Origin of the sequence: Phaeovulum sp. W22_SRMD_FR3 (assembly GCF_052113705.1) — a bacterium.
Taxonomy (GTDB): Bacteria; Pseudomonadota; Alphaproteobacteria; order Rhodobacterales; family Rhodobacteraceae; genus JBGQOG01.
In genome coordinates this window covers 216,142-233,671 of the sequence record NZ_JBGQOG010000002.1, presented here as the reverse complement: position 1 = coordinate 233,671, position 17,530 = coordinate 216,142, and the positions used below count along the sequence as shown (strand labels likewise).

Genomic DNA, 17,530 nt, shown 5'->3' with positions numbered 1-17,530 from the left:
TCGCCCGGCGGCCCGATGCCATTGCCCGCAGCGGGCGCAGGGGCTATCTCTGGGGGAAAGGAGCCCATGATGCCCGATGACCTGCCCGCCGCCGCCAAACCCCTGATCACCATCACCTATTGCACCGGTTGCAATTGGCTCTTGCGGGCGGGCTGGCTGGCGCAGGAACTGCTCTCGACCTTTGGCGAGGATCTGGGCGGCGTCACCCTGATCCCCGGCCATGGCGGCGTGTTCCGCATCACCGTGGGCGATACGCAGATCTGGGAGCGCAAGGCCGATGGCGGCTTTCCCGATGCCCGCGCGCTGAAAACGCGGCTGCGCGATGTGATCGAACCGGGGCGTGATCTGGGGCATCTCGACCGCGCCACAAAGGAGGCCGGGGCATGAGCACGCTTCTTTCCCTCGGCCACGGCTATTCCGCCAGCGCGCTTGGACGCCAGTTGACGGCGCAGGGCTGGCGCGTCATCGGCACCACCCGCAGCCGCGCAGACGCCTTGGCGGCAGAGGGGGTAGAGCCGCTGATCTGGCCCGGCAGCGATCTGGCCCCGGCCTTGGCGGCGGCGACGCATCTCCTGATCTCGGTCGCGCCGGATGGCAGCGACAATGGCGGCGGCGATCCGGTTCTGGCGCAGGAGGCCGAGGCGATCCGCGCCGCCGCGCCGCATCTGGCATGGGTCGGCTATCTCTCGACCACCGGGGTCTACGGCGACCATCAGGGCGGCTGGGTGGATGAGGACACCCCGCTGACCCCCGGCACCGCCCGGGGCCGCGCCCGGGTGCGGGCCGAGGCGGCTTGGCAGGCTTTGGCCGCCGAGTGTGGCCTGCCGCTGCACATCTTTCGCCTCGCCGGGATCTATGGCCCCGGGCGCGGCCCCTTCCGCAAGGTGCGCGACGGCAGCGCGCAGCGGGTGATCAAGCCCGGCCAGCTGTTCAGCCGGGTGCATGTCGAGGATATCGGACAGGTGCTCGCGGCCTCGATCGCGCAGCCGCATCCCGGCGCCATCTACAATGTCTGCGACAATGACCCCGCGCCGCCGGAAGATGTGCTGACCTATGCCGCCGAATTGCTGGGTGTAGATCTGCCGCCTGCGGTCAGCTGGGATGAGGCCGAGATGACGCCGATGGCCCGCAGTTTCTACGCCGAATCCAAGAAAGTGCGGAATGACCGGATGCTGCGCGAGCTGGGCATCACCCTGCGCTATCCGGACTACCGCGCCGGGTTGCAGGCGCTGATGAAACTGCCCGACTGACGAAAAAGGCCCCCGAGGGGCCTTTGGCTTGCGTCCCTCGGGCGGAGGGTCAGCGCAGGCTGGCGCGGGTCATCTTGATGGTGATCACCATCAGCACCAGCCCCAGCACCGACAGCCCGGCCCCGACATAGCCCGCGCTTTGCAACCCATAGCCCGCGCTGAGCGCCAGCCCGGCCAGAAACGGCCCCAGTGCATTGGCGAAATTGAAGGCGGAATGGTTCATCGCCGCCGCCATCGTCTGCGCCTTGCCCGCCACATCCATCAGCCGCGTCTGGATCAGCGAGCCGAGCGAGCCCATGCAACCGACGAGGAACAGATAGGCCGCCATGCCGGTCATTGAGGCCATCACAAAGGCGAAACCCGCATAGAGGAAGATCGACAGCGCCACGATGACCACCGGCGCCTTGTCCGGCCAGCGGTCGCCCGCATAGCCCATGACCATGGTGCCGACCGTCAGACCCAGCCCGAAGATCACCAGATAGACCGGGATCAGATCCGGCGAGACCTGCGTCACCTGCAACAGCGTCGTCGTGGCATAGGTGTAAATCGCGAACATGCCGCCAAAGCCCACCGCCGCCGTGCCCAGCAGCATCCAGACCAGCGGCCGCCGCAGGGCATCCAGCTCGGAGAGGAGGTTGGCACTGCGGTCGCCCGCATCGCGCGGCGCAAACAGCGCAATCAGCCCCGAGGTGGTCAGCGCCAGCACTGCCACCAAAGCATAGGCCCAGCGCCAGCTGAGATATTCGCCCATCACATTGGCCATCGGCACGCCAATGGTGGTGGCAATCGTCAGCCCCAGCATGATCGTCGCCACCGCCCGCGTCCGCTTATGCGCCGGCACCAGCCCCGCGCCCACAATCGCCGCCACGCCGAAATAGGCGCCATGCGGCAGCCCCGCCGCAAAGCGCGCGAGCAGCAAGAGCCCATAGGAGGGCGCCAGCGCCGTCATCAGATTGCAAAAGCCATAGGCCAGCATCAGCACGATCAGGAGCCGCTGCCGCGACAGCCGCGCCGAGGCCATGGCGATCAGCGGTGCGCCCACCACCACGCCCAGAGCATAGGCCGAGACCGCATGCCCCGCCTGCGTCTCGTTCAGCCCCAGCTCGGCCGCGTAATAGGGCAAAAGCCCCATCGAGGCGAATTCCGAAGTGCCAACGGCGAAACCACCCATCGCCAGAGCAAAGAGCACGAGAGCGGTGCTGCTCACCCGGTCAACGGGCTGCGGCGGACATACGGTGGCGTCAGCGATGGGCGGCATTGGGGGAAGGCTCCAACGGTCCGGAACATCCCTGACCTCGCGGACAAAATGCCGCATCGCGGCGATAGCGGCAACAACGCTTGTGCGGAGGCGGCTGAAAAGCACCCATGCAAGAAACGCAAGGCTCGGCGCCCGGGCAGCACTCTCTGCCTGCCCTGCCCTGGACCGAGGGGTATTCTTGCCCGCCGCCTGGGCGCCGCGGCACTCGTTCGGCCCGGACTTCTCCGCGACTTTCCATCCCTCCCGAAGGGCACAAGCCTCCGTTGCACAGACATCCGGCACCGGCCCCGCAATACCCGCCCGCCGGGATCATCCCGCGGCGCAGGCGTCAGGACCGCCCGCGCTCAGGCGAGCGTGCCGGTGCTCCGGCGTGCGACGGCAACCCCCAGAACTTCCAGCACTTTCGCCTCGATCTGCGGCGCATTCATCCCGGCGCTCGCATACATGTCTTCCGGGCTGGAATGGTCGATGAACGTGTCGGGCAGCACCATCGAGCGGAATTTATAGCCGCGGTCAAACAGCCCCTCTTCCGCCAGAAACTGCGCCACATGGCTGCCAAAGCCGCCCACCGCGCCCTCTTCGATGCAGATCAGCGCCTCATGCCCGGCCACCAATTGCCGGATCAGATCACGGTCGAGCGGTTTGACGAAACGCGCATCGGCGACGGTGGGGGCCAGCCCGCGCGCCGCCAAAGCCTCGCGCGCCTTCAGCACCTCGGCCAGACGGGTGCCATAGGAGAGAATCGCCACGCGCCCCCCCTCGGCGACGATGCGGCCACGGCCAATCTCCAGTGGCGTGCCGCGCTCGGGCATCTCAACCCCCATCCCCTCGCCGCGCGGATAGCGGAAGGCAGAGGGGCGGTCGTCCAGCGCCGCAGCGGTGGCGACCATATGCATCAGCTCGGCCTCATCCGCCGCCGCCATCACCACCATCCCCGGAAGATTGGCGAGGAAGGCCACATCATAGGCCCCGGCATGGGTGGCACCATCCGCCCCCACCAGCCCCGCGCGGTCGATGGCAAAGCGCACCGGCAGCCGCTGGATCGCCACATCATGCACGATCTGGTCATAGCCGCGCTGCAGGAAGGTGGAATAAAGTGCGCAGAAGGGCTTCATCCCCCCCGCCGCAAGACCCGCAGCAAAGGTCACCGCATGTTGCTCGGCAATACCCACGTCAAAGCACCGGCGCGGGAAACGCTCGGCAAAGAGATTGAGCCCGGTCCCGTCTGGCATCGCCGCGGTGACCGCGACGATCTTGTCATCGCGGCTGGCCTGATCGACCAAGGCGCGGGCAAAGACCGAGGTATAGCTCGGCGCGTTCGAGGGTGCCTTGACCTGCGCCCCGGTCACCAGATCGAATTTCGCGGTGGCATGGCCCTTGTCGGCCGCGCGTTCGGCGGGGGCATAACCCTTGCCCTTTTTCGTCACCACATGGATCAGCACCGGCCCCGTCGCCCGCGCCTTCAGCGTGCGCAAGAGCGGCAAAAGCTGGTCGAGGTCATGGCCATCCACCGGGCCGACATAGGAAAACCCCAGCTCTTCAAAGAGCGTGCCGCCCACGGCCATGCCCTTGAGCATTTCCTTGGCCCGCCGCGCGCCCTCTTGCAGGCTTTCGGGAAGCAGGCTGACGGCCCCCTTGGCGGCGGCTTTCAAATCCTGAAACGGCCCCTCGGCATAAAGCCGGGTGAGATAGGACGACAGCGCCCCCACCGGCGGCGCGATCGACATTTCATTGTCGTTCAGCACCACGAACAGCCGCTTGCCGAGATGACCGGCATTGTTCATCGCCTCAAAGGCCATGCCCGCCGACATCGCGCCATCGCCGATCACCGCAATCGCATCGCCGGGGTCGCCGCCGAGTTCCCGCGCCATGGCAAAGCCGACCGCCGCCGAGATCGAGGTGGAGGAATGCCCGGCCCCGAACGGGTCATAGGGGCTTTCGGACCGCTTGGTGAAACCCGAGAGCCCGTCCTTCATCCGCAAGCTGCGGATGCGGTCGCGCCGCCCGGTGAGGATTTTATGCGGATAGCATTGGTGGCCGACATCCCAGATGATCTTGTCGCGCGGCGTGTCAAACACCGCATGCAGCGCCACGGTCAGCTCAACCACCCCCAGCCCCGCGCCCAGATGCCCGCCGGTGACCGAGACCGCCGAGATCGTCTCGGCGCGCAGCTCATCGGCCAGGCGGTGCAGATCCCGGTCGCTCAGCGCCTTCATATCGGCGGGCAGATGCACCCGGTCGAGAACCGGGGTCTTGCTGGGCAGGTGGCTGGTCGGTTGCTCGGTCATGGCTGCCCCCCGGGGCGGATGGCTGTGGGCCAGATTGTGGGCCGGATCAGGTTAGGCCAATTCAGTTCTGGCGCGAAATAACGAAGCGCGCCGCTTCCCGCAAGCTTTCCGCCGCCGGACCATAGGGCGTCAACGCGTCACAGGCGATGCTGGTCAGCTCCGCCGCCCGCGCCCGCGCGCCCTCCAGCCCCAGAAGCGAGACAAAGGTCGCCTTGCCCGCCGCCGCATCCTTGCCCAGCTTTTTGCCGGTCAGGGCCACGTCGCCTTCCACATCAAGGATGTCGTCCGCGATCTGAAAAGCAAGGCCCAGCGCCTCGGAATAATCGCGCAGGGGTTTCGGATCGGCCCCCGCGAGAAGCGCCCCGGCGGTGGCGGCAAAGCGGATCAGCGCGCCGGTCTTGCCCGCCTGCAAGGCGGTGATCTGCGGCAGGGTCAGCGGCGTCGTTGCCGTTTCCGCCGCAATATCAAGCGCCTGACCATAGACCATGCCCGAAGCGCCCGAGGCTTCGGCCAAAGCCGCCACCAGCGCCAGACGCCGCTCTGGCGCGCCCAGCGCCGGATCACAGCAGAGCTGAAACGCGAGTGTTTGGAGCGCATCGCCCGCCAGAACAGCCGTCGCCTCGTCCCATTTGACATGCAGGGTCGGCAGGCCCCGGCGCAGATCATCGTCATCCATACAGGGCAGATCATCATGCACGAGGCTATAGGCATGCAACGCCTCAACCGCCGCCGCCGCCGGCAGGGCTGCCGCGGCGCTCACCCCATGCAGGGCGGCGGATTCCAGTACCAGAAAGGCACGCAGGCGTTTGCCGCCCGTTGCGGCATAGGCCATGGCGTCGCGCAGATCACCGGCGGGCTGTGTGGCAATCGCCGCATCCAGTGCTTGCTGGACCTGCTGCTGCACCGCAGCCAGACGCGCCGGAAACATCACAGACCCTCGACGCTCTGCACGCCACTGGGTTGGCCGTTCTCGCCCAGGGTGATTTTCTCCACCCGTTCTTCGGCGGCTTTCAGCTGCTTTTCGCAATGCGCTTTCAGCGCCGCACCACGCTCATAGAGCGCGATGGATTGCTCCAGCGTCACCTGACCGGATTCCAGATCGCGGACCACCTTTTCCAAAGCACTCATCGCGTCTTCGAAACTCATCGCGGCAAGTTCGGTCGCAAGATCGGTCATTGGGCTCTCCTCATGGCTGCCGCCCCTTCATACGTCCCCGCGCCGCGCAATTCCAGCCGCGACCATCGCCGCGCCGAGTTCAAGGGCGCCGGGCGCCATATCGGCGGCCTGCATCGCGCGGCCCGCCGCCTCCTGCACGGCGGGCGGCTTGTTCTGGCCCAGCTTCCAGGTGCTCTGCACATCCTCGACATGCAGGACAAAGGGGACAATCATCCGCATCAGGCGCGCCGTCGCCTCCGGGTCCATCTTGTCCAGCGTCCAGGGAGTTTTCGGCAACAAGCGCCGCTCAAATTCCGCCGAAAGACGGTCAAGCACGCCGCGCAGGGCCGCCTCCGGCAACCGCTCGACCCGGCCGCGCAGATGCACGGCGAGGTAGTTCCAGGTGGGCACCTGATCCGGCAGCCCGTACCAATCGGGCGAGACATAGGCCTCGGCGCCCGACACCGCGAGCGCCGCTTGCCCCGGCTCCTTCAGCGCCGCCACGATGGGGTTGGAGCGCACGAGGTGAAACTCGATCCGCCCCGCCTCCGGCGCCGCCGCAAAGGGGATATGCGCCAGAAGCGGCGCGGCGGTGCCATTCACCGAGAGGATGCCGAAGCCACGTTCCAGCGCGAAGGCCAGCGCTTCGGCCTGCGGGTGGTCGCGGTAGATCGGGTTCGGGTGCATGGCGCCACCTGTGTTGAGAGGGTCTCCGGCTCAGGCCAGCAAATGGCTGCCGTCATGCCCCAGAATGCGGGCGGTCAGGATGCTGCCCTCCGGCATGTCGCGGTCAAAGGAGACCTCGGCAAAGCCCTCGGTCCGGCCCAGACGCGGGCCTTCGGTGAGGATGCGGTGCTCTTGCCCGACCTGCGCCGTCAGATGCCGCTCAAGCGCCGCCTGCCCCGCCGCGCGCAACCGGGCGGCGCGCTCCTTGATCGCCGCGCCATCCACCCGGGGCATCCGCGCCGCGGGCGTGCCCTTTCGGGCGGAATAGGGAAAGACATGCAGGAAGGTCAGGCCGCAATCCTCGACCAGTTTCAACGAGTTCTGGAACATCTCTTCAGTCTCGGTCGGGAAACCGGCGATGATGTCCGCGCCAAAGATGATGCCGGGGCGCAGGGCGCGTGCCTCTTCACAGAACCGGATCGCATCGTCGCGCAGATGGCGGCGCTTCATTCGCTTGAGAATCATATCATCGCCCGCTTGCAGGCTCAGATGCAGATGCGGCATCAGGCGCGGCTCGGTCGCGATCGCCTGCATCAGATTGTCATCCGCCTCGATACTGTCGATCGAAGAGATTCGCAGCCGCGCCAGATCCGGCACCAGCTTCAGGATCCGCATCACCAGATCGCCCAGCCGTGGCGTCGCGGGCAGATCGGCCCCCCAGGAGGTGAGATCGACGCCGGTCAGCACCACCTCGTTAAAGCCGCGGTCGACCAGCCGTTTGATCTGATCCACCACCACCCCGGCGGGCACCGAGCGGGAATTGCCACGCCCATAGGGGATGATGCAGAAGGTGCAACGGTGATCACAGCCGTTTTGCACCTGCACATAGGCGCGGTGGCGGCCGAAACCGTCGATCAGATGGCCCGCGGTCTCTTTGACCGACATGATGTCATCGACCTGCACCTTTTCAGTGGCGCCAATGAAATCCGGGCCGCCAAAGCCCAAAGTGCCAAAGCCGGGGGCGCGCAGCTCTTCGCCAATGCTGCCCCAGGTTTCCGCCTGCATTTTCTCATGGTTGCCAATGACGCGGCCCACTTCCGGCATCGCGGCAAAGGTCTCGGGCTCGGTCTGCGCCGCGCAACCGGTGACGATGATCGTGGCGCCCGGATTCTCGCGGCTGAGGCGGCGGATCTCCTGCTTGGCCTTGCGCACCGCCTCGGCGGTCACCGCGCAAGTGTTGACGACCACGGCGTTTTCCACACCCGCCGCCGCCGACAGTTCCTTCATCGCCTCGGTCTCATAGGCGTTGAGGCGACAGCCCAGAGTGGCAAAGACCGGCGGCTTCATGCGTGTGCCGCCAGATAGGCGGGCGACAGAACCCCGTCAAAGACATGCGCGGTGGGGCCGGTCATCCAGACGCCATCTTCGCGCCAGTCGATCTCGATCTCGCCGCCATCCATTTCGATCCGCACGGTTTTGCCGGTCAGCCCGCGCAGATGCGCCGCCACCGCCGTTGCACAGGCCCCCGAACCACAGGCAAGGGTGATTCCCGCGCCGCGCTCCCAAACCCGCATCCGCAGATGATCGGGGCCGAGCAGGCTGACAAATTCCACATTGGTCGCCTGCGGGAACAAAGGATCATGCTCGATGGCGCTGCCGCGCGCGGTCACATCCTCGGCCTCGGCATTCGCGACGAAGAACACGCAATGCGGATTGCCCATGCCCACCGCCATCGGCACGCCGGGCAGCGGCAGATGCGTGACATCCATCGCCCCGGACAGCGGCACCTCGGCCCAGTCGAGCTGCGGATGCCCCATATTCACCGACACGAGGCCATCGCCCCGCCGCAGCGCGTGCAACAGCCCGCGCCGGGTGCGCAGGGTCACGGCGGTCTGCCCGCTTTGTGCCATCACATAATCCGAGACACAGCGCGTGGCATTGCCACAGGCACCGGCCTGACTGCCATCGCTGTTCCAGAAGGTCAGCGCGAAATCGGCGTCATCGGCGTGGCCAATCTCGGCCAACTGATCGAATCCCACACCGCGATGCCGGTCGCCCAAAGCCCGCGCCAGCGCAGGCGTGACCGCACCGTTCCCCGCACGGGTATCGATGACCACGAAATCGTTGCCGAGTCCGTGCATTTTCATGAAGGGCAGGCCCTGAGGGAAAATCGCTTGTTTCATGGGCTGCGATATACGCCCGATCCCAAGAATTTGCCAGTGGGGGAAAATTTTCGCAGATTATCTCTTGACCCCACCGGGCGGGGTTTATAGAGAGCGCCCATCGGATCGGTCGTGACGCTGCATCGCAAGATGACATAGGCACGACAGAGACGGTACCAGCCCGCGAAGATCGCTTACGGGTTGAGGACATAGCGAAAATATCGCTGCGTCGAATGATGATGAGAGCCGGTAGCTCAGTTGGTAGAGCAACTGACTTTTAATCAGTAGGTCCTGGGTTCGAGCCCCAGCCGGCTCACCATCATTCCCGCTTCCTCCGACTGCAACAAACCCGTCAGGCCCGCATCGTTTCGCCGGGGTGACCCGCAGTTGTGCGACCGCCCGACACCCCCCTGCCACACGCCCCTTGCCGCCGCACCGATGGCCGTGACCTGTCATTTTCGCCGCCGCCTTCCTATATCCAGTCCTTGCAACCTCGGGAGTCGCTGAAACGCCTGCGCCTGTTCCGTGACGTCACTCAGTGCCAGTTGGACAAACTGAACTGCGGAGTCTATAGTTCGCGCTGTAAGGAGTAATTATGAGTCATCCATCCATCCGTAAGGGCCGCAAATACGATCAGGTGCTGGAAGGCGCCCGGACAGTCTTTATGCGCGACGGGTTTGAGGGGGCCAATGTCGATGACATCGCCCGCGTGGCGGGTGTCTCAAAGGCGACTCTGTACAGTTACTTCCCGGACAAGAAGCTGTTGTTCATGGAAACCGCCCGCAAGGAATGCCTGCAGCAGGCCAATGAGGCGGTCGAGATTTTTGATGTCGACGCCCCGGTCGAGCAGGTTCTGCTGGGCGCGGGCCAACGGATCGTTTCCTTCATCACCTCCGAGTTCGGGCGGCGGATGTTCCGGATTTGCGTGGCGGAATGTGAGCGTTTTCCGACACTTGGCCATCAGTTCTATGAATCGGGCCCGCGCCTTTTGCGCGACCGGCTCTCTGCCTATCTGCGGCATGCCAGCGAAAAGGGTGAACTGGTGATCGAAGATTTCGATCTGGCCGCCGAGCAATTCGCCGAGCTGTGCAAGGCGGATCTGCATGCCCGAATCCTGTTCGGGATCGAAGAATGTTGTCCGAATCGCGACGGCAAACGTGCCGTGGATGGTGCGGTTGAAATGTTCCTGGCCCGCTATGGCGCGGGCACAGCTTCCGCGCAAAAGGCGGGGCAAAAGGCGGCTGTCAGCCTCTGACCGCCGCCCCGGCTTCAGGCCAGATCGCGCACGATCAGCTGGGTGCCCGGCCCCTGTTTCACCTCGAATCGCCCGGTTTTCTTGATCAGATCCGAGAGTTTTGCCGCGCCATAGCTGCGCGAATCAAAATCCGGGTTGGCCTGACTGATGAACTGGCCGATCTGGCCCATCGAATACCAATCCTCATCGCCGCCAATCGCCCGCATCGCCGCCACCACCAGCGGAATAACATTCTTCGCCGGTTCCTTGCCGCGCGGTGAGGTCTCTTCGGTGCGCGTCACATCGCCCCGCGCCTCAGCCGGCTCCTCGCTCCCCAGATTCTCGACATAGATGAAGCGTTTGCAGGCCATACGGAACGCCTCGGGCGTCTTCTTCTCCCCGATGCCATAGACATCGAGGCCCTGCTCGCGGATCCGTGCCGCCAGCCGGGTGAAATCACTGTCAGAGCTGACCAGCACGAAACCGTCGAACAGCCCCGAATGCAGGAAATCCATTGCCGAGATCACCAGACCGATGTCGCTCGCGTTCTTGCCCTTGGTATTGGCGAATTGCTGATCGGCCACCAGGCCCAGCGCCGCGACCTTTTCGGCCCATTTGTTCAGCCGCTGCGCCGACCAGTCGCCATAGATCCGGCGCACACTGGCCTCCCCCAGCGAGGCAATCTCTTCAAAGATCGCCTCGGCATAGCCCGCAGGCACATTATCTGCGTCGATCAGCACACAGAGACGGGGCGCGCGGGGTTCAGCCATCGGGTTTCCTTCCGGGTCATTTTCTTCGTTGTGACAGAAGCCGCGTCCCGGCGAAAGCCCGCAGAAAGGCGCGGAACCGACCGGGGGCCGGTTCCGCAGGGTCAGATCAGAACACTACGACCGAGCGGATGCTCTCGCCCGAATGCATCAGATCAAAGCCTTTGTTGATGTCTTCGAGCGGCAAGATATGGGTGATCATCGGATCGATCTCGATCTTGCCATCCATGTACCAATCGACGAATTGCGGCACATCGGTGCGCCCGCGCGCGCCCCCAAAGGCCGAGCCTTTCCAGACGCGGCCGGTGACCAGCTGGAACGGTCGGGTCTCGATCACCGCGCCCGCCGGGGCCACGCCGATGACAATCGACTGACCCCAGCCACGGTGGGTGCATTCGAGCGCATCGCGCATCACTTTGACGTTACCCGTGCAGTCGAACGAGTAGTCCGCGCCGCCGATCTGATCGAAGGGCGTCTTGGTCATCTCGACGATATGCTGAACGACGGAGCCTTCGATTTCCTTCGGATTGACGAAATGGGTCATGCCGAACCGCGTGCCCCATTCCTTCTTGTCGTTGTTCAGATCGACGCCGATGATCATGTCGGCCCCGGCCATTTTCAGGCCTTGAATCACGTTCAGCCCGATGCCGCCCAGACCAAAGACCACCGCCTTGGCGCCGATCTCGACTTTGGCGGTGTTGATCACCGCGCCGATGCCGGTGGTGACGCCGCAACCGATGTAGCAGATCTTCTCGAACGGCGCGTCGTCGCGCACCTTGGCCAGTGCAATCTCGGGCACGACCGTGTGGTTGGCGAAGGTCGAACACCCCATATAGTGATGAATCGGCGTGCCATCGAGCATCGAGAACCGCGTGGTGCCATCCGGCATCAGCCCCTGCCCCTGCGTCGAGCGGATCGAGGTGCAGAGGTTGGTTTTCTGGCTCAGACAGCTCGGGCATTGGCGGCATTCGGGCGTGTAGAGCGGGATCACATGGTCGCCCGGTTTCAGCGTGGTGACGCCGGGCCCCACTTCCAGCACGATGCCCGCGCCTTCATGGCCAAGGATGGCCGGGAACAGGCCTTCGGGATCGGCGCCCGAACGGGTGAAATCATCGGTATGGCAAATGCCGGTCGCCTTGATCTCGACCAGAACCTCGCCGGCCTTCGGGCCTTCGAGGTTCACCTCCATGATTTCGAGCGGTTGGCCAGGCGCAAGCGCCACTGCGGCACGGGTTCTCATCGGGCAATCCTCACTGTATATCGTCGGGTCAGAGACTGTGCCAAACGCGGCGCAGGTGCAACCACGGGGAATGTCCGAATGATGAAACGAGCGCTTTTTTCTGCGGCCTTGCTGCTGGCCGGCTGCCAGTCCGCCCCTGAGGAAATCGCCCCCATCGACACGCCGATCCTGCCGGTGATCAATCACACGCTGGAAGAGCGCGAGCCTGACCTCTGCCACGCCAAGGATTACATCTCGGCACTGGGCCAGCCTGCGGGCGTGATCGGGTCGCTGGGCGTGACGCGGGAATACCGGGTGGTGGAGTTCCGCGGGATTGAGCCGCAGGAATACAACCCGCAGCGGATCGTGTTCCGGCTCGATCAATTCGGCAATGTTTACAACATTGATTGCGGCTGATGCGCGGGTCCCTGCTGAAAAGCGCCGCGATCTGCGGCGGCCTCACCGCCTTTCTCGCGCTCGCGGCCTGCCGTGACGAGATGGCCGAAGCCCCCGCCGGTGTCGAGCCTGCGCAGATGTGCCCGGCCGCCGCGCAGGCGGGGCTGATCGGTCAGCCCGCCAGCGTGCTGGAGACAATGCGCTTTGCGGATCCGGTGCGGATTTTGCGCCCCGGCACCGCGATGACGATGGATTACCGCGCCGAGCGGATGAACATCTACATCGACGCCGATGAAAAGATCGAAAAGCTGACCTGCGGCTGATCCGCCCGGTCACATGAGATGAAAAAGGGGGCCTCGCGGCCCCCTTTTGCGTTCACATCGCCGGGAATTCACATGCGATAGGCGGAATGGCAAGCCTTGCAGGCGCCGCCGATCGGCCCCATCGAGGTCTTCAACCCCTCGACCGAGCTGCTGTCGACGCTTTGCGCCGCCGCATAGAGCGCATCGGCCTTGCTGGTGAAATCGGCAAAGTTCAGCCAGATCTCGGGCTTGCCCTCGGTGGCCTTGTCCTGCACCTCGGTCTCGAAATGCGCGGGGATGGCGGCGGCATCGGCGGCGAGGGCCGCCGCCGCTTCGGCGGCTTTGGTCTGGTCGAAAGCGATCTTGCCGCTGGCCATGCCGCCCAGCACGCCGGAGGCATTCTTGATCTTATCCATCAGCTCCTGACGGGCGAGGATGGTCGGATCACTGGATTTGGTTTCGGCGCGGGCGCTGCCCAAATTGGCAACAGTGCCCAGCGCGAGGCTGGCCACCAGCATCGCGGTCAGGGATTTGGAACGAAACGGATTGGCGATAAAACGGATCACGGAAGCAGTCTCCCTTTTTGGCTGCGAGATGGGGAATGCTACACAGGTGACAGCCAGAACGGCGGTGCAAAGACACCAAACCGGCCCCGCCTCACGCAGATGTCATCGCGCGCACGGCCCCGTCAGCAGCGACGGGACCGTGCAGCCGCAAGAGGCGGCCCTGGCGGTGCGGGCTGGGTGGGGGCTTTCGACCTCACCGCCAGAGCCCCAGCGTTTTCCGCTAAGCCCTGTATCCCGCGCAAGCAGGGCAAGGCCGGGGCGGCTTCGCGGTAGGGTTGCGCTGATTTGCGGGCATTTTTGTGGCGCTTGATTTGCCGCAGCGGCGGTGTCACACTTTGGTCATGTCGATCCAACCGCCGACACCTTTCCCATCGAACAGTGCTGCCGCGCCGCAGATTGCCTTTGATCGTGCCGAGTTGCGGGTGATCATGGGTCTATACGGGCGCATGGTGGGGGCCGGGGAATGGCGCGATTACGGCATGAGCTTTCTGCGCGATGTGGCGGTGTTTTCGGTGTTCCGGCGTGCGGCGGAAAACCCGCTCTACCGCATCGAAAAGCGGCCCAAGCTGCGCAATCTGCAAGGGATGTATGCGGTTTTTGGCCCCGAGGGGCAGGTGCTGCGGCGCGGACATGAGCTGAGCATGGTGCTGCGGGTGCTCGAGAAGAAGCTGATCCGCCCGATCGATTGAGGTGGCTGACAAGTGACGCGGCAGGCCCGCCGTCAGAGAGGCCGCGCCCGCAGCGTCACCGGGCCACCGCCCTGCGCCATGATCCGCGCGATGGCGTCGCTGATCCCTTCACAGGCCACCGACATCGTATGGCCGTTGGCATGGATCAGCCGCGCGGCATCCACCACCAGCGCCACATGCCCCTTCCAGAACACCAGATCCCCCCTGCGCAACGGCTCTGCCTCGGCCAAGCCCCGTCCCAGCGGCCCGGCGAAAGCATGCGCCTGCAGATCACTGTCGCCCGGACAGGCCCGCCCCGCCGCATGATGCGCCAGTTGCACCAGGCCCGAGCAATCCACCCCCGCCCGGCTGTTGCCGCCCCAAAGATAGGGCGAGCCGAGCAGGCTTTCCGCCACCGTCACCGGATCCGCCGCCACTTCGGTCAACGGGCAAAGATGCGGCGCGGGGACATAGCCCGCCTCGGTCCGCCAGAGCGGCCCCTCGGCCGCGATCACCCGCAGCCGCGCATTCATCGGCAGCCAGGCCGATTCGATCTCCTTGATCGAGGCCTCGGGATAAAGATGCGTCGCAGGCGCGCACACCCGGTGGGTGGCAGCCTCTCCCCCCTCGCGCAGCGAATCCTCGGCGAGCCAGCCGCAATAGCCATCCGCCCCGGCCTGCACAAAGGCATGGCCCGCGTCGCGGTCAATCACCAGCACCTCGGCGCCGTAGAGCAGTTGCCGGTCGCGTGGCCCGCCCGGGCGTGCCAGGAGATTGGCCACCGGCTGCACCACGCGTGCGGGCGCGCCCTCGGTCAGCGCCGGCGCCTTGGCCTGGCCCCGCAGCGCGACGCGCGCGGTGGCGGGGGTCAGGCGGCGGTCCGGGGTCGGCCCGGTGGTCACAGCCCGAGCACTTCCGGCAATGCCGCAAGAATCGCCCGCGCGCCCTGGCCGACGCCGCCTTTGCCGCGGCCCGGCGCCGCCACCGGCTGCCAGCCGTAAATGTCGAAATGCGCGAATTTTTTGGTGTTGGTGACAAAGCGGCGCAGGAACAATGCCGCGGTGATCGCCCCCGCCATCCCGCCCGCGGGCGCATTGTCGAGGTCCGCGATCCCCGGCTCGATCAGCGCCTCGTAGGGTTGCCAGAACGGCAGCCGCCAGACCGGGTCCGAGGCCCGCGCGCCCGAAACGCTGAGCGCCTGCGCCAGATCATCGCAATCGGTGAAGAAGGGTGGCAGATCGGGGCCCATCGCCACCCGCGCGGCCCCCGTCAGCGTCGCCATGCAGATCATCAGATCCGGTTCTTCCTCATCCGCCAAAGCCAAGGCATCGGCCAACACGAGCCGCCCCTCGGCATCGGTATTGTTGATCTCGACCGTCAGGCCCTTGCGGCTGGTCAGCACATCCTGCGGGCGGAAGGCATTGCCCGCCACCGAATTTTCCACCGCCGGGATCAGCACCCGCAGCCGCACCGGCAGGCCCAGCGCCATGATCATATGGGCCAGCCCCATCACCGTGGCCGCGCCGCCCATGTCCTTTTTCATCAAGCCCATCGACGAGGAGGGCTTCAGATCCAGCCCGCCGGTGTCAAAGCACACGCCCTTGCCGACCAGCGTCAGTTTCGGCCCCCGCCCGCCCCAGCGCAGGTCCAGCAGGCGCGGCGCGCGCGGGCTGGCGCGGCCCACCGCATGGATCATCGGGAAATTCTCAACCAGCAGGTTGTCGCCGTGAATCACCCGCGCCTCGGCCCCGAACCGGTCGGCGAGCGCCAGAAACGCCTGCTCCAGCTCCTCCGGCCCCATGTCGGAGGCGGGGGTGTTGATCAGATCGCGGGTCAGCGCTTCGGCGGCGGCCAGCACCTCGATGCGGTCACTGTCCACACCCTCCGGGCAGACAAGCCGCGCCTTGGGCGCGCTGGCGGATTTGTAGCGGGTGAACCGATAGCCTGCGAGCAGCCAGCCCAGCGCCGCCTCTTCCGCCTCCGACGAGGAGAGCGGGCCGATCAGCTGCCAGGGCCCTTCGGGCAAGGTTTCCGCCGCGCGGGCGAGTGAAAACCGCGCGCGCGACCGCGTGGCCGCACTGCCCCAGCCGAACAGCGCGCCCATCGGTGCCCCGTCTTCACCCGGCAAGAGACAGACCTGACCCAATGCCCCGGTAAAGCCCTGCGCCGCCGCCCAGGCCTGCGCCGGGGCGGGAAACTCGCTCAGATCCGCGCCATCGGGCAGGATGTGCAACGGCAGGGCATCGGTGGCATCGTCGGCAAAACGCATCGGCTGGGCTCCTGTTATCAGCGGCGCCAGCCTAGCCCATGGTGCCGCCCCCGCAAGGGGGGAAGCCATGCGCTCAGGTTCAGACAGACATGTCGCGCAGATCCCAGACGGCGGTCAGCGAGCGGTCGCCGATCCGCACCAGACGCCCCAGCGTGGCCGCCTGCGCCACCGGATCCCCGGCACGCGTGGCATCCACCAGATCCAGCGCCACCCGCGCCAAACTGCCCATTCCCACGTTCTGGGCCAAGGCGATCAGGCTATAGAGCGCATTGGTCATTTCCATGCTGTTGCGCGCCTCAAAGGCCACCTGCGACGAGGCCAGCAGCACCGCCAGCTCCTCCATCGCATGGCACACAAACCGCTCGGCGCGGGCATCGCCCATCGCCGCATAAAGCGCCGAAACACAGTCCGGATCCAACCGCACCTGCTCATCATGACGCAGCCTGCACAAATTCTGCATGCCCACCCCTTTTTTCCACGCCCCCACGACGTGGCGCCACTCTGCCCCAGTGAGGTCAAGAAAAGGTTGAAGCCCAGCGAAAAACCTCTCGAATTTGCTGCGTCTGCATCATATCAGAGGAAAGCGACCAGAAAGGCTGACATCATGAACCATGTTCGACCGCTGCCCTCCTATCTGATCCAGCGCTATCATGGCTGGAAAGCAACCACCTATGCCGAGAACCGCGCCTGGTACCGGCGTCTGGCAGACGAGGGCCAACGCCCCCGTGCCATGGTGATTTCCTGCTGTGACAGCCGGGTCCATGTCACCTCGATCTTCGGGGCGGATCAGGGCGAGTTTTTCATTCACCGCAACATCGCCAACCTCGTGCCGCCGTTCAATCCTGACGGCGATCACCACGGCACCTCGGCCGCCGTTGAATATGCGGTCACCACGCTGAAAGTGGCGCATATCATCGTGCTGGGGCATTCCAGCTGCGGTGGCGTACAGGGATGCGACGCCATGTGTTCGGGCCATGCCCCGGCGCTGGAAGAAAAAACCAGCTTCGTCGGCACCTGGCTGAACCTGCTGCGCCCCGGCTATGAGCGCGTGGCGCATCTGCCGGACGGCGAGCGCGTTCCCGCGCTCGAGCGTGAAGCGGTCCTCGTCAGTCTGGACAATCTGATGACCTTCCCCTTCATCAAATCCGCCATCGACTCGAACGAGTTGTCGCTGCACGGCCTGTGGACCGACATTGGCGAGGGCGGCCTGCATCAGTTTGATCCGCAGACGGGCAAATTCGCGCAGATCTGACCGGATCCGGCCTCCGCTCCCAGAGGGGACGGGGGCCGTTTTCCACCAGCGCCATACCTAAGATCATCTGCCCCCGCC

At 65.5% G+C, this 17,530-nt stretch carries 20 protein-coding genes and 1 tRNA gene; 8 read left to right on the top strand and 13 right to left on the bottom strand.

Translation table 11 applies throughout. The features are described from left to right. Positions 1 to 69 precede the first annotated feature (69 nt). Both ACEN2S_RS03400 and ACEN2S_RS03395 read left to right on the top strand, forming a co-directional pair. Positions 70 to 387: a SelT/SelW/SelH family protein gene (locus tag ACEN2S_RS03400; protein ID WP_441862378.1), complete on the top strand. Its 318-nt coding sequence runs from the start codon at positions 70 to 72 to the stop codon at positions 385 to 387. Then, entirely contained in the window at positions 384 to 1,250 is an 867-nt protein-coding gene (locus ACEN2S_RS03395) for an SDR family oxidoreductase (protein ID WP_441862375.1), read from the top strand. The genes ACEN2S_RS03400 and ACEN2S_RS03395 overlap by 4 nt, the downstream gene beginning before the upstream one ends. 49 nt (positions 1,251 to 1,299) lie before the next feature. Here the strand turns inward: ACEN2S_RS03395 and ACEN2S_RS03390 are convergent, their stop codons facing one another. The 7 genes from ACEN2S_RS03390 to dapF form a co-directional block, all read right to left on the bottom strand. Further along, entirely contained in the window at positions 1,300 to 2,457 is a 1,158-nt protein-coding gene (locus tag ACEN2S_RS03390) for an MFS transporter (protein WP_441862372.1), read from the bottom strand. A gap of 395 nt (positions 2,458 to 2,852) precedes the next feature. After that, complete coding sequence (dxs, locus tag ACEN2S_RS03385) at positions 2,853 to 4,796, bottom strand: 1-deoxy-D-xylulose-5-phosphate synthase (RefSeq protein WP_441862369.1); 1,944 nt, start codon at positions 4,794 to 4,796, stop codon at positions 2,853 to 2,855. 61 nt (positions 4,797 to 4,857) lie between these two features. Then, positions 4,858 to 5,724, bottom strand: a complete 867-nt coding sequence (locus ACEN2S_RS03380) for a farnesyl diphosphate synthase (protein WP_441862366.1) — start codon at positions 5,722 to 5,724, stop codon at positions 4,858 to 4,860. Further along, the gene (locus tag ACEN2S_RS03375) at positions 5,724 to 5,972 is read right to left on the bottom strand and encodes an exodeoxyribonuclease VII small subunit (protein ID WP_441862363.1); all 249 of its coding nucleotides are present in this window, start codon (positions 5,970 to 5,972) and stop codon (positions 5,724 to 5,726) included. The genes ACEN2S_RS03380 and ACEN2S_RS03375 overlap by 1 nt, the downstream gene beginning before the upstream one ends. Before the next feature lie 27 nt (positions 5,973 to 5,999). Then, positions 6,000 to 6,638, bottom strand: a complete 639-nt coding sequence (locus ACEN2S_RS03370; RefSeq protein WP_441862361.1) for an FMN-binding negative transcriptional regulator — start codon at positions 6,636 to 6,638, stop codon at positions 6,000 to 6,002. 30 nt (positions 6,639 to 6,668) lie between these two features. Beyond that, positions 6,669 to 7,964: a tRNA (N(6)-L-threonylcarbamoyladenosine(37)-C(2))-methylthiotransferase MtaB gene (mtaB, locus tag ACEN2S_RS03365; RefSeq protein ID WP_441862358.1), complete on the bottom strand. Its 1,296-nt coding sequence runs from the start codon at positions 7,962 to 7,964 to the stop codon at positions 6,669 to 6,671. Further along, a complete protein-coding gene (dapF, locus tag ACEN2S_RS03360; protein WP_441862355.1) occupies positions 7,961 to 8,800 on the bottom strand; it encodes a diaminopimelate epimerase in 840 nt (279 codons plus the stop codon). The genes mtaB and dapF overlap by 4 nt, the downstream gene beginning before the upstream one ends. Before the next feature lie 222 nt (positions 8,801 to 9,022). Between dapF and ACEN2S_RS03355 the strand changes: the two genes are divergently transcribed. Together ACEN2S_RS03355 and ACEN2S_RS03350 are read left to right on the top strand one after the other, a co-directional pair. After that, a tRNA-Lys gene (locus ACEN2S_RS03355) sits at positions 9,023 to 9,098 on the top strand. A gap of 276 nt (positions 9,099 to 9,374) precedes the next feature. Next, on the top strand, positions 9,375 to 10,034 hold the full coding sequence (locus ACEN2S_RS03350; protein ID WP_441862352.1) for a TetR/AcrR family transcriptional regulator: 660 nt from the start codon (positions 9,375 to 9,377) through the stop codon (positions 10,032 to 10,034). 14 nt (positions 10,035 to 10,048) lie between these two features. On the opposite strand, the gene ACEN2S_RS03345 is transcribed toward ACEN2S_RS03350, so the two are convergent. Next, the gene (locus tag ACEN2S_RS03345) at positions 10,049 to 10,783 is read right to left on the bottom strand and encodes an NYN domain-containing protein (RefSeq protein ID WP_441862349.1); all 735 of its coding nucleotides are present in this window, start codon (positions 10,781 to 10,783) and stop codon (positions 10,049 to 10,051) included. A 106-nt stretch (positions 10,784 to 10,889) separates the two neighbouring features. Next, positions 10,890 to 12,020, bottom strand: a complete 1,131-nt coding sequence (locus ACEN2S_RS03340; protein WP_441862346.1) for an S-(hydroxymethyl)glutathione dehydrogenase/class III alcohol dehydrogenase — start codon at positions 12,018 to 12,020, stop codon at positions 10,890 to 10,892. Positions 12,021 to 12,101: 81 nt separating this feature from the next. On the opposite strand from ACEN2S_RS03340, the gene ACEN2S_RS03335 reads away from it, so the two are divergent. Both ACEN2S_RS03335 and ACEN2S_RS03330 read left to right on the top strand, forming a co-directional pair. Next, entirely contained in the window at positions 12,102 to 12,416 is a 315-nt protein-coding gene (locus ACEN2S_RS03335) for a hypothetical protein (protein WP_441862344.1), read from the top strand. Next, positions 12,416 to 12,718, top strand: coding sequence for an I78 family peptidase inhibitor (locus tag ACEN2S_RS03330; RefSeq protein WP_441862341.1), 303 nt, complete (start codon positions 12,416 to 12,418; stop codon positions 12,716 to 12,718). The genes ACEN2S_RS03335 and ACEN2S_RS03330 overlap by 1 nt, the downstream gene beginning before the upstream one ends. A 68-nt stretch (positions 12,719 to 12,786) precedes the next feature. Here ACEN2S_RS03330 and ACEN2S_RS03325 read toward each other — a convergent pair whose 3' ends face one another. Beyond that, positions 12,787 to 13,263 carry a c-type cytochrome gene (locus ACEN2S_RS03325; protein WP_441862339.1) on the bottom strand — a complete coding sequence of 159 codons (477 nt, stop codon included), beginning with the start codon at positions 13,261 to 13,263 and terminating at the stop codon, positions 12,787 to 12,789. A gap of 341 nt (positions 13,264 to 13,604) precedes the next feature. Between ACEN2S_RS03325 and ACEN2S_RS03320 the strand changes: the two genes are divergently transcribed. After that, positions 13,605 to 13,952 (top strand): DUF2794 domain-containing protein, encoded by a 348-nt coding sequence (locus ACEN2S_RS03320; protein ID WP_441862337.1) that lies wholly within the window; start codon positions 13,605 to 13,607, stop codon positions 13,950 to 13,952. A gap of 32 nt (positions 13,953 to 13,984) precedes the next feature. On the opposite strand, the gene ACEN2S_RS03315 is transcribed toward ACEN2S_RS03320, so the two are convergent. The 3 genes from ACEN2S_RS03315 to ACEN2S_RS03305 all read right to left on the bottom strand — a co-directional run bounded on the left by ACEN2S_RS03315 (position 13,985) and on the right by ACEN2S_RS03305 (position 16,624). Further along, positions 13,985 to 14,833, bottom strand: a complete 849-nt coding sequence (locus ACEN2S_RS03315; RefSeq protein WP_441862335.1) for a C40 family peptidase — start codon at positions 14,831 to 14,833, stop codon at positions 13,985 to 13,987. Beyond that, a complete protein-coding gene (locus tag ACEN2S_RS03310; protein ID WP_441862333.1) occupies positions 14,830 to 16,200 on the bottom strand; it encodes a leucyl aminopeptidase family protein in 1,371 nt (456 codons plus the stop codon). Before ACEN2S_RS03310 ends, ACEN2S_RS03315 begins: the two co-directional genes overlap by 4 nt. A 79-nt stretch (positions 16,201 to 16,279) precedes the next feature. Further along, entirely contained in the window at positions 16,280 to 16,624 is a 345-nt protein-coding gene (locus ACEN2S_RS03305) for a hypothetical protein (RefSeq protein ID WP_441862331.1), read from the bottom strand. Between the two features lie 180 nt (positions 16,625 to 16,804). On the opposite strand from ACEN2S_RS03305, the gene ACEN2S_RS03300 reads away from it, so the two are divergent. Beyond that, positions 16,805 to 17,452: a carbonic anhydrase gene (locus tag ACEN2S_RS03300; RefSeq protein WP_441862329.1), complete on the top strand. Its 648-nt coding sequence runs from the start codon at positions 16,805 to 16,807 to the stop codon at positions 17,450 to 17,452. Positions 17,453 to 17,530: the final 78 nt, after the last annotated feature.

Bases quoted from the DNA above. Each gene is read 5' to 3' on its own strand.
- ACEN2S_RS03400 (WP_441862378.1), top strand. From the start codon at position 70: ATGCCCGATGACCTGCCCGCCGCCGCCAAACCCCTGATCACCATCACC.
- ACEN2S_RS03395 (WP_441862375.1), top strand. From the start codon at position 384: ATGAGCACGCTTCTTTCCCTCGGCCACGGCTATTCCGCCAGCGCGCTT.
- dxs (WP_441862369.1), bottom strand. From the start codon at position 4,796: ATGACCGAGCAACCGACCAGCCACCTGCCCAGCAAGACCCCGGTTCTC.
- ACEN2S_RS03380 (WP_441862366.1), bottom strand. From the start codon at position 5,724: ATGTTTCCGGCGCGTCTGGCTGCGGTGCAGCAGCAGGTCCAGCAAGCA.
- ACEN2S_RS03375 (WP_441862363.1), bottom strand. From the start codon at position 5,972: ATGACCGATCTTGCGACCGAACTTGCCGCGATGAGTTTCGAAGACGCG.
- ACEN2S_RS03370 (WP_441862361.1), bottom strand. From the start codon at position 6,638: ATGCACCCGAACCCGATCTACCGCGACCACCCGCAGGCCGAAGCGCTG.
- mtaB (WP_441862358.1), bottom strand. From the start codon at position 7,964: ATGAAGCCGCCGGTCTTTGCCACTCTGGGCTGTCGCCTCAACGCCTAT.
- dapF (WP_441862355.1), bottom strand. From the start codon at position 8,800: ATGAAACAAGCGATTTTCCCTCAGGGCCTGCCCTTCATGAAAATGCAC.
- ACEN2S_RS03350 (WP_441862352.1), top strand. From the start codon at position 9,375: ATGAGTCATCCATCCATCCGTAAGGGCCGCAAATACGATCAGGTGCTG.
- ACEN2S_RS03345 (WP_441862349.1), bottom strand. From the start codon at position 10,783: ATGGCTGAACCCCGCGCGCCCCGTCTCTGTGTGCTGATCGACGCAGAT.
- ACEN2S_RS03340 (WP_441862346.1), bottom strand. From the start codon at position 12,020: ATGAGAACCCGTGCCGCAGTGGCGCTTGCGCCTGGCCAACCGCTCGAA.
- ACEN2S_RS03335 (WP_441862344.1), top strand. From the start codon at position 12,102: ATGAAACGAGCGCTTTTTTCTGCGGCCTTGCTGCTGGCCGGCTGCCAG.
- ACEN2S_RS03330 (WP_441862341.1), top strand. From the start codon at position 12,416: ATGCGCGGGTCCCTGCTGAAAAGCGCCGCGATCTGCGGCGGCCTCACC.
- ACEN2S_RS03320 (WP_441862337.1), top strand. From the start codon at position 13,605: ATGTCGATCCAACCGCCGACACCTTTCCCATCGAACAGTGCTGCCGCG.
- ACEN2S_RS03310 (WP_441862333.1), bottom strand. From the start codon at position 16,200: ATGCGTTTTGCCGACGATGCCACCGATGCCCTGCCGTTGCACATCCTG.
- ACEN2S_RS03300 (WP_441862329.1), top strand. From the start codon at position 16,805: ATGAACCATGTTCGACCGCTGCCCTCCTATCTGATCCAGCGCTATCAT.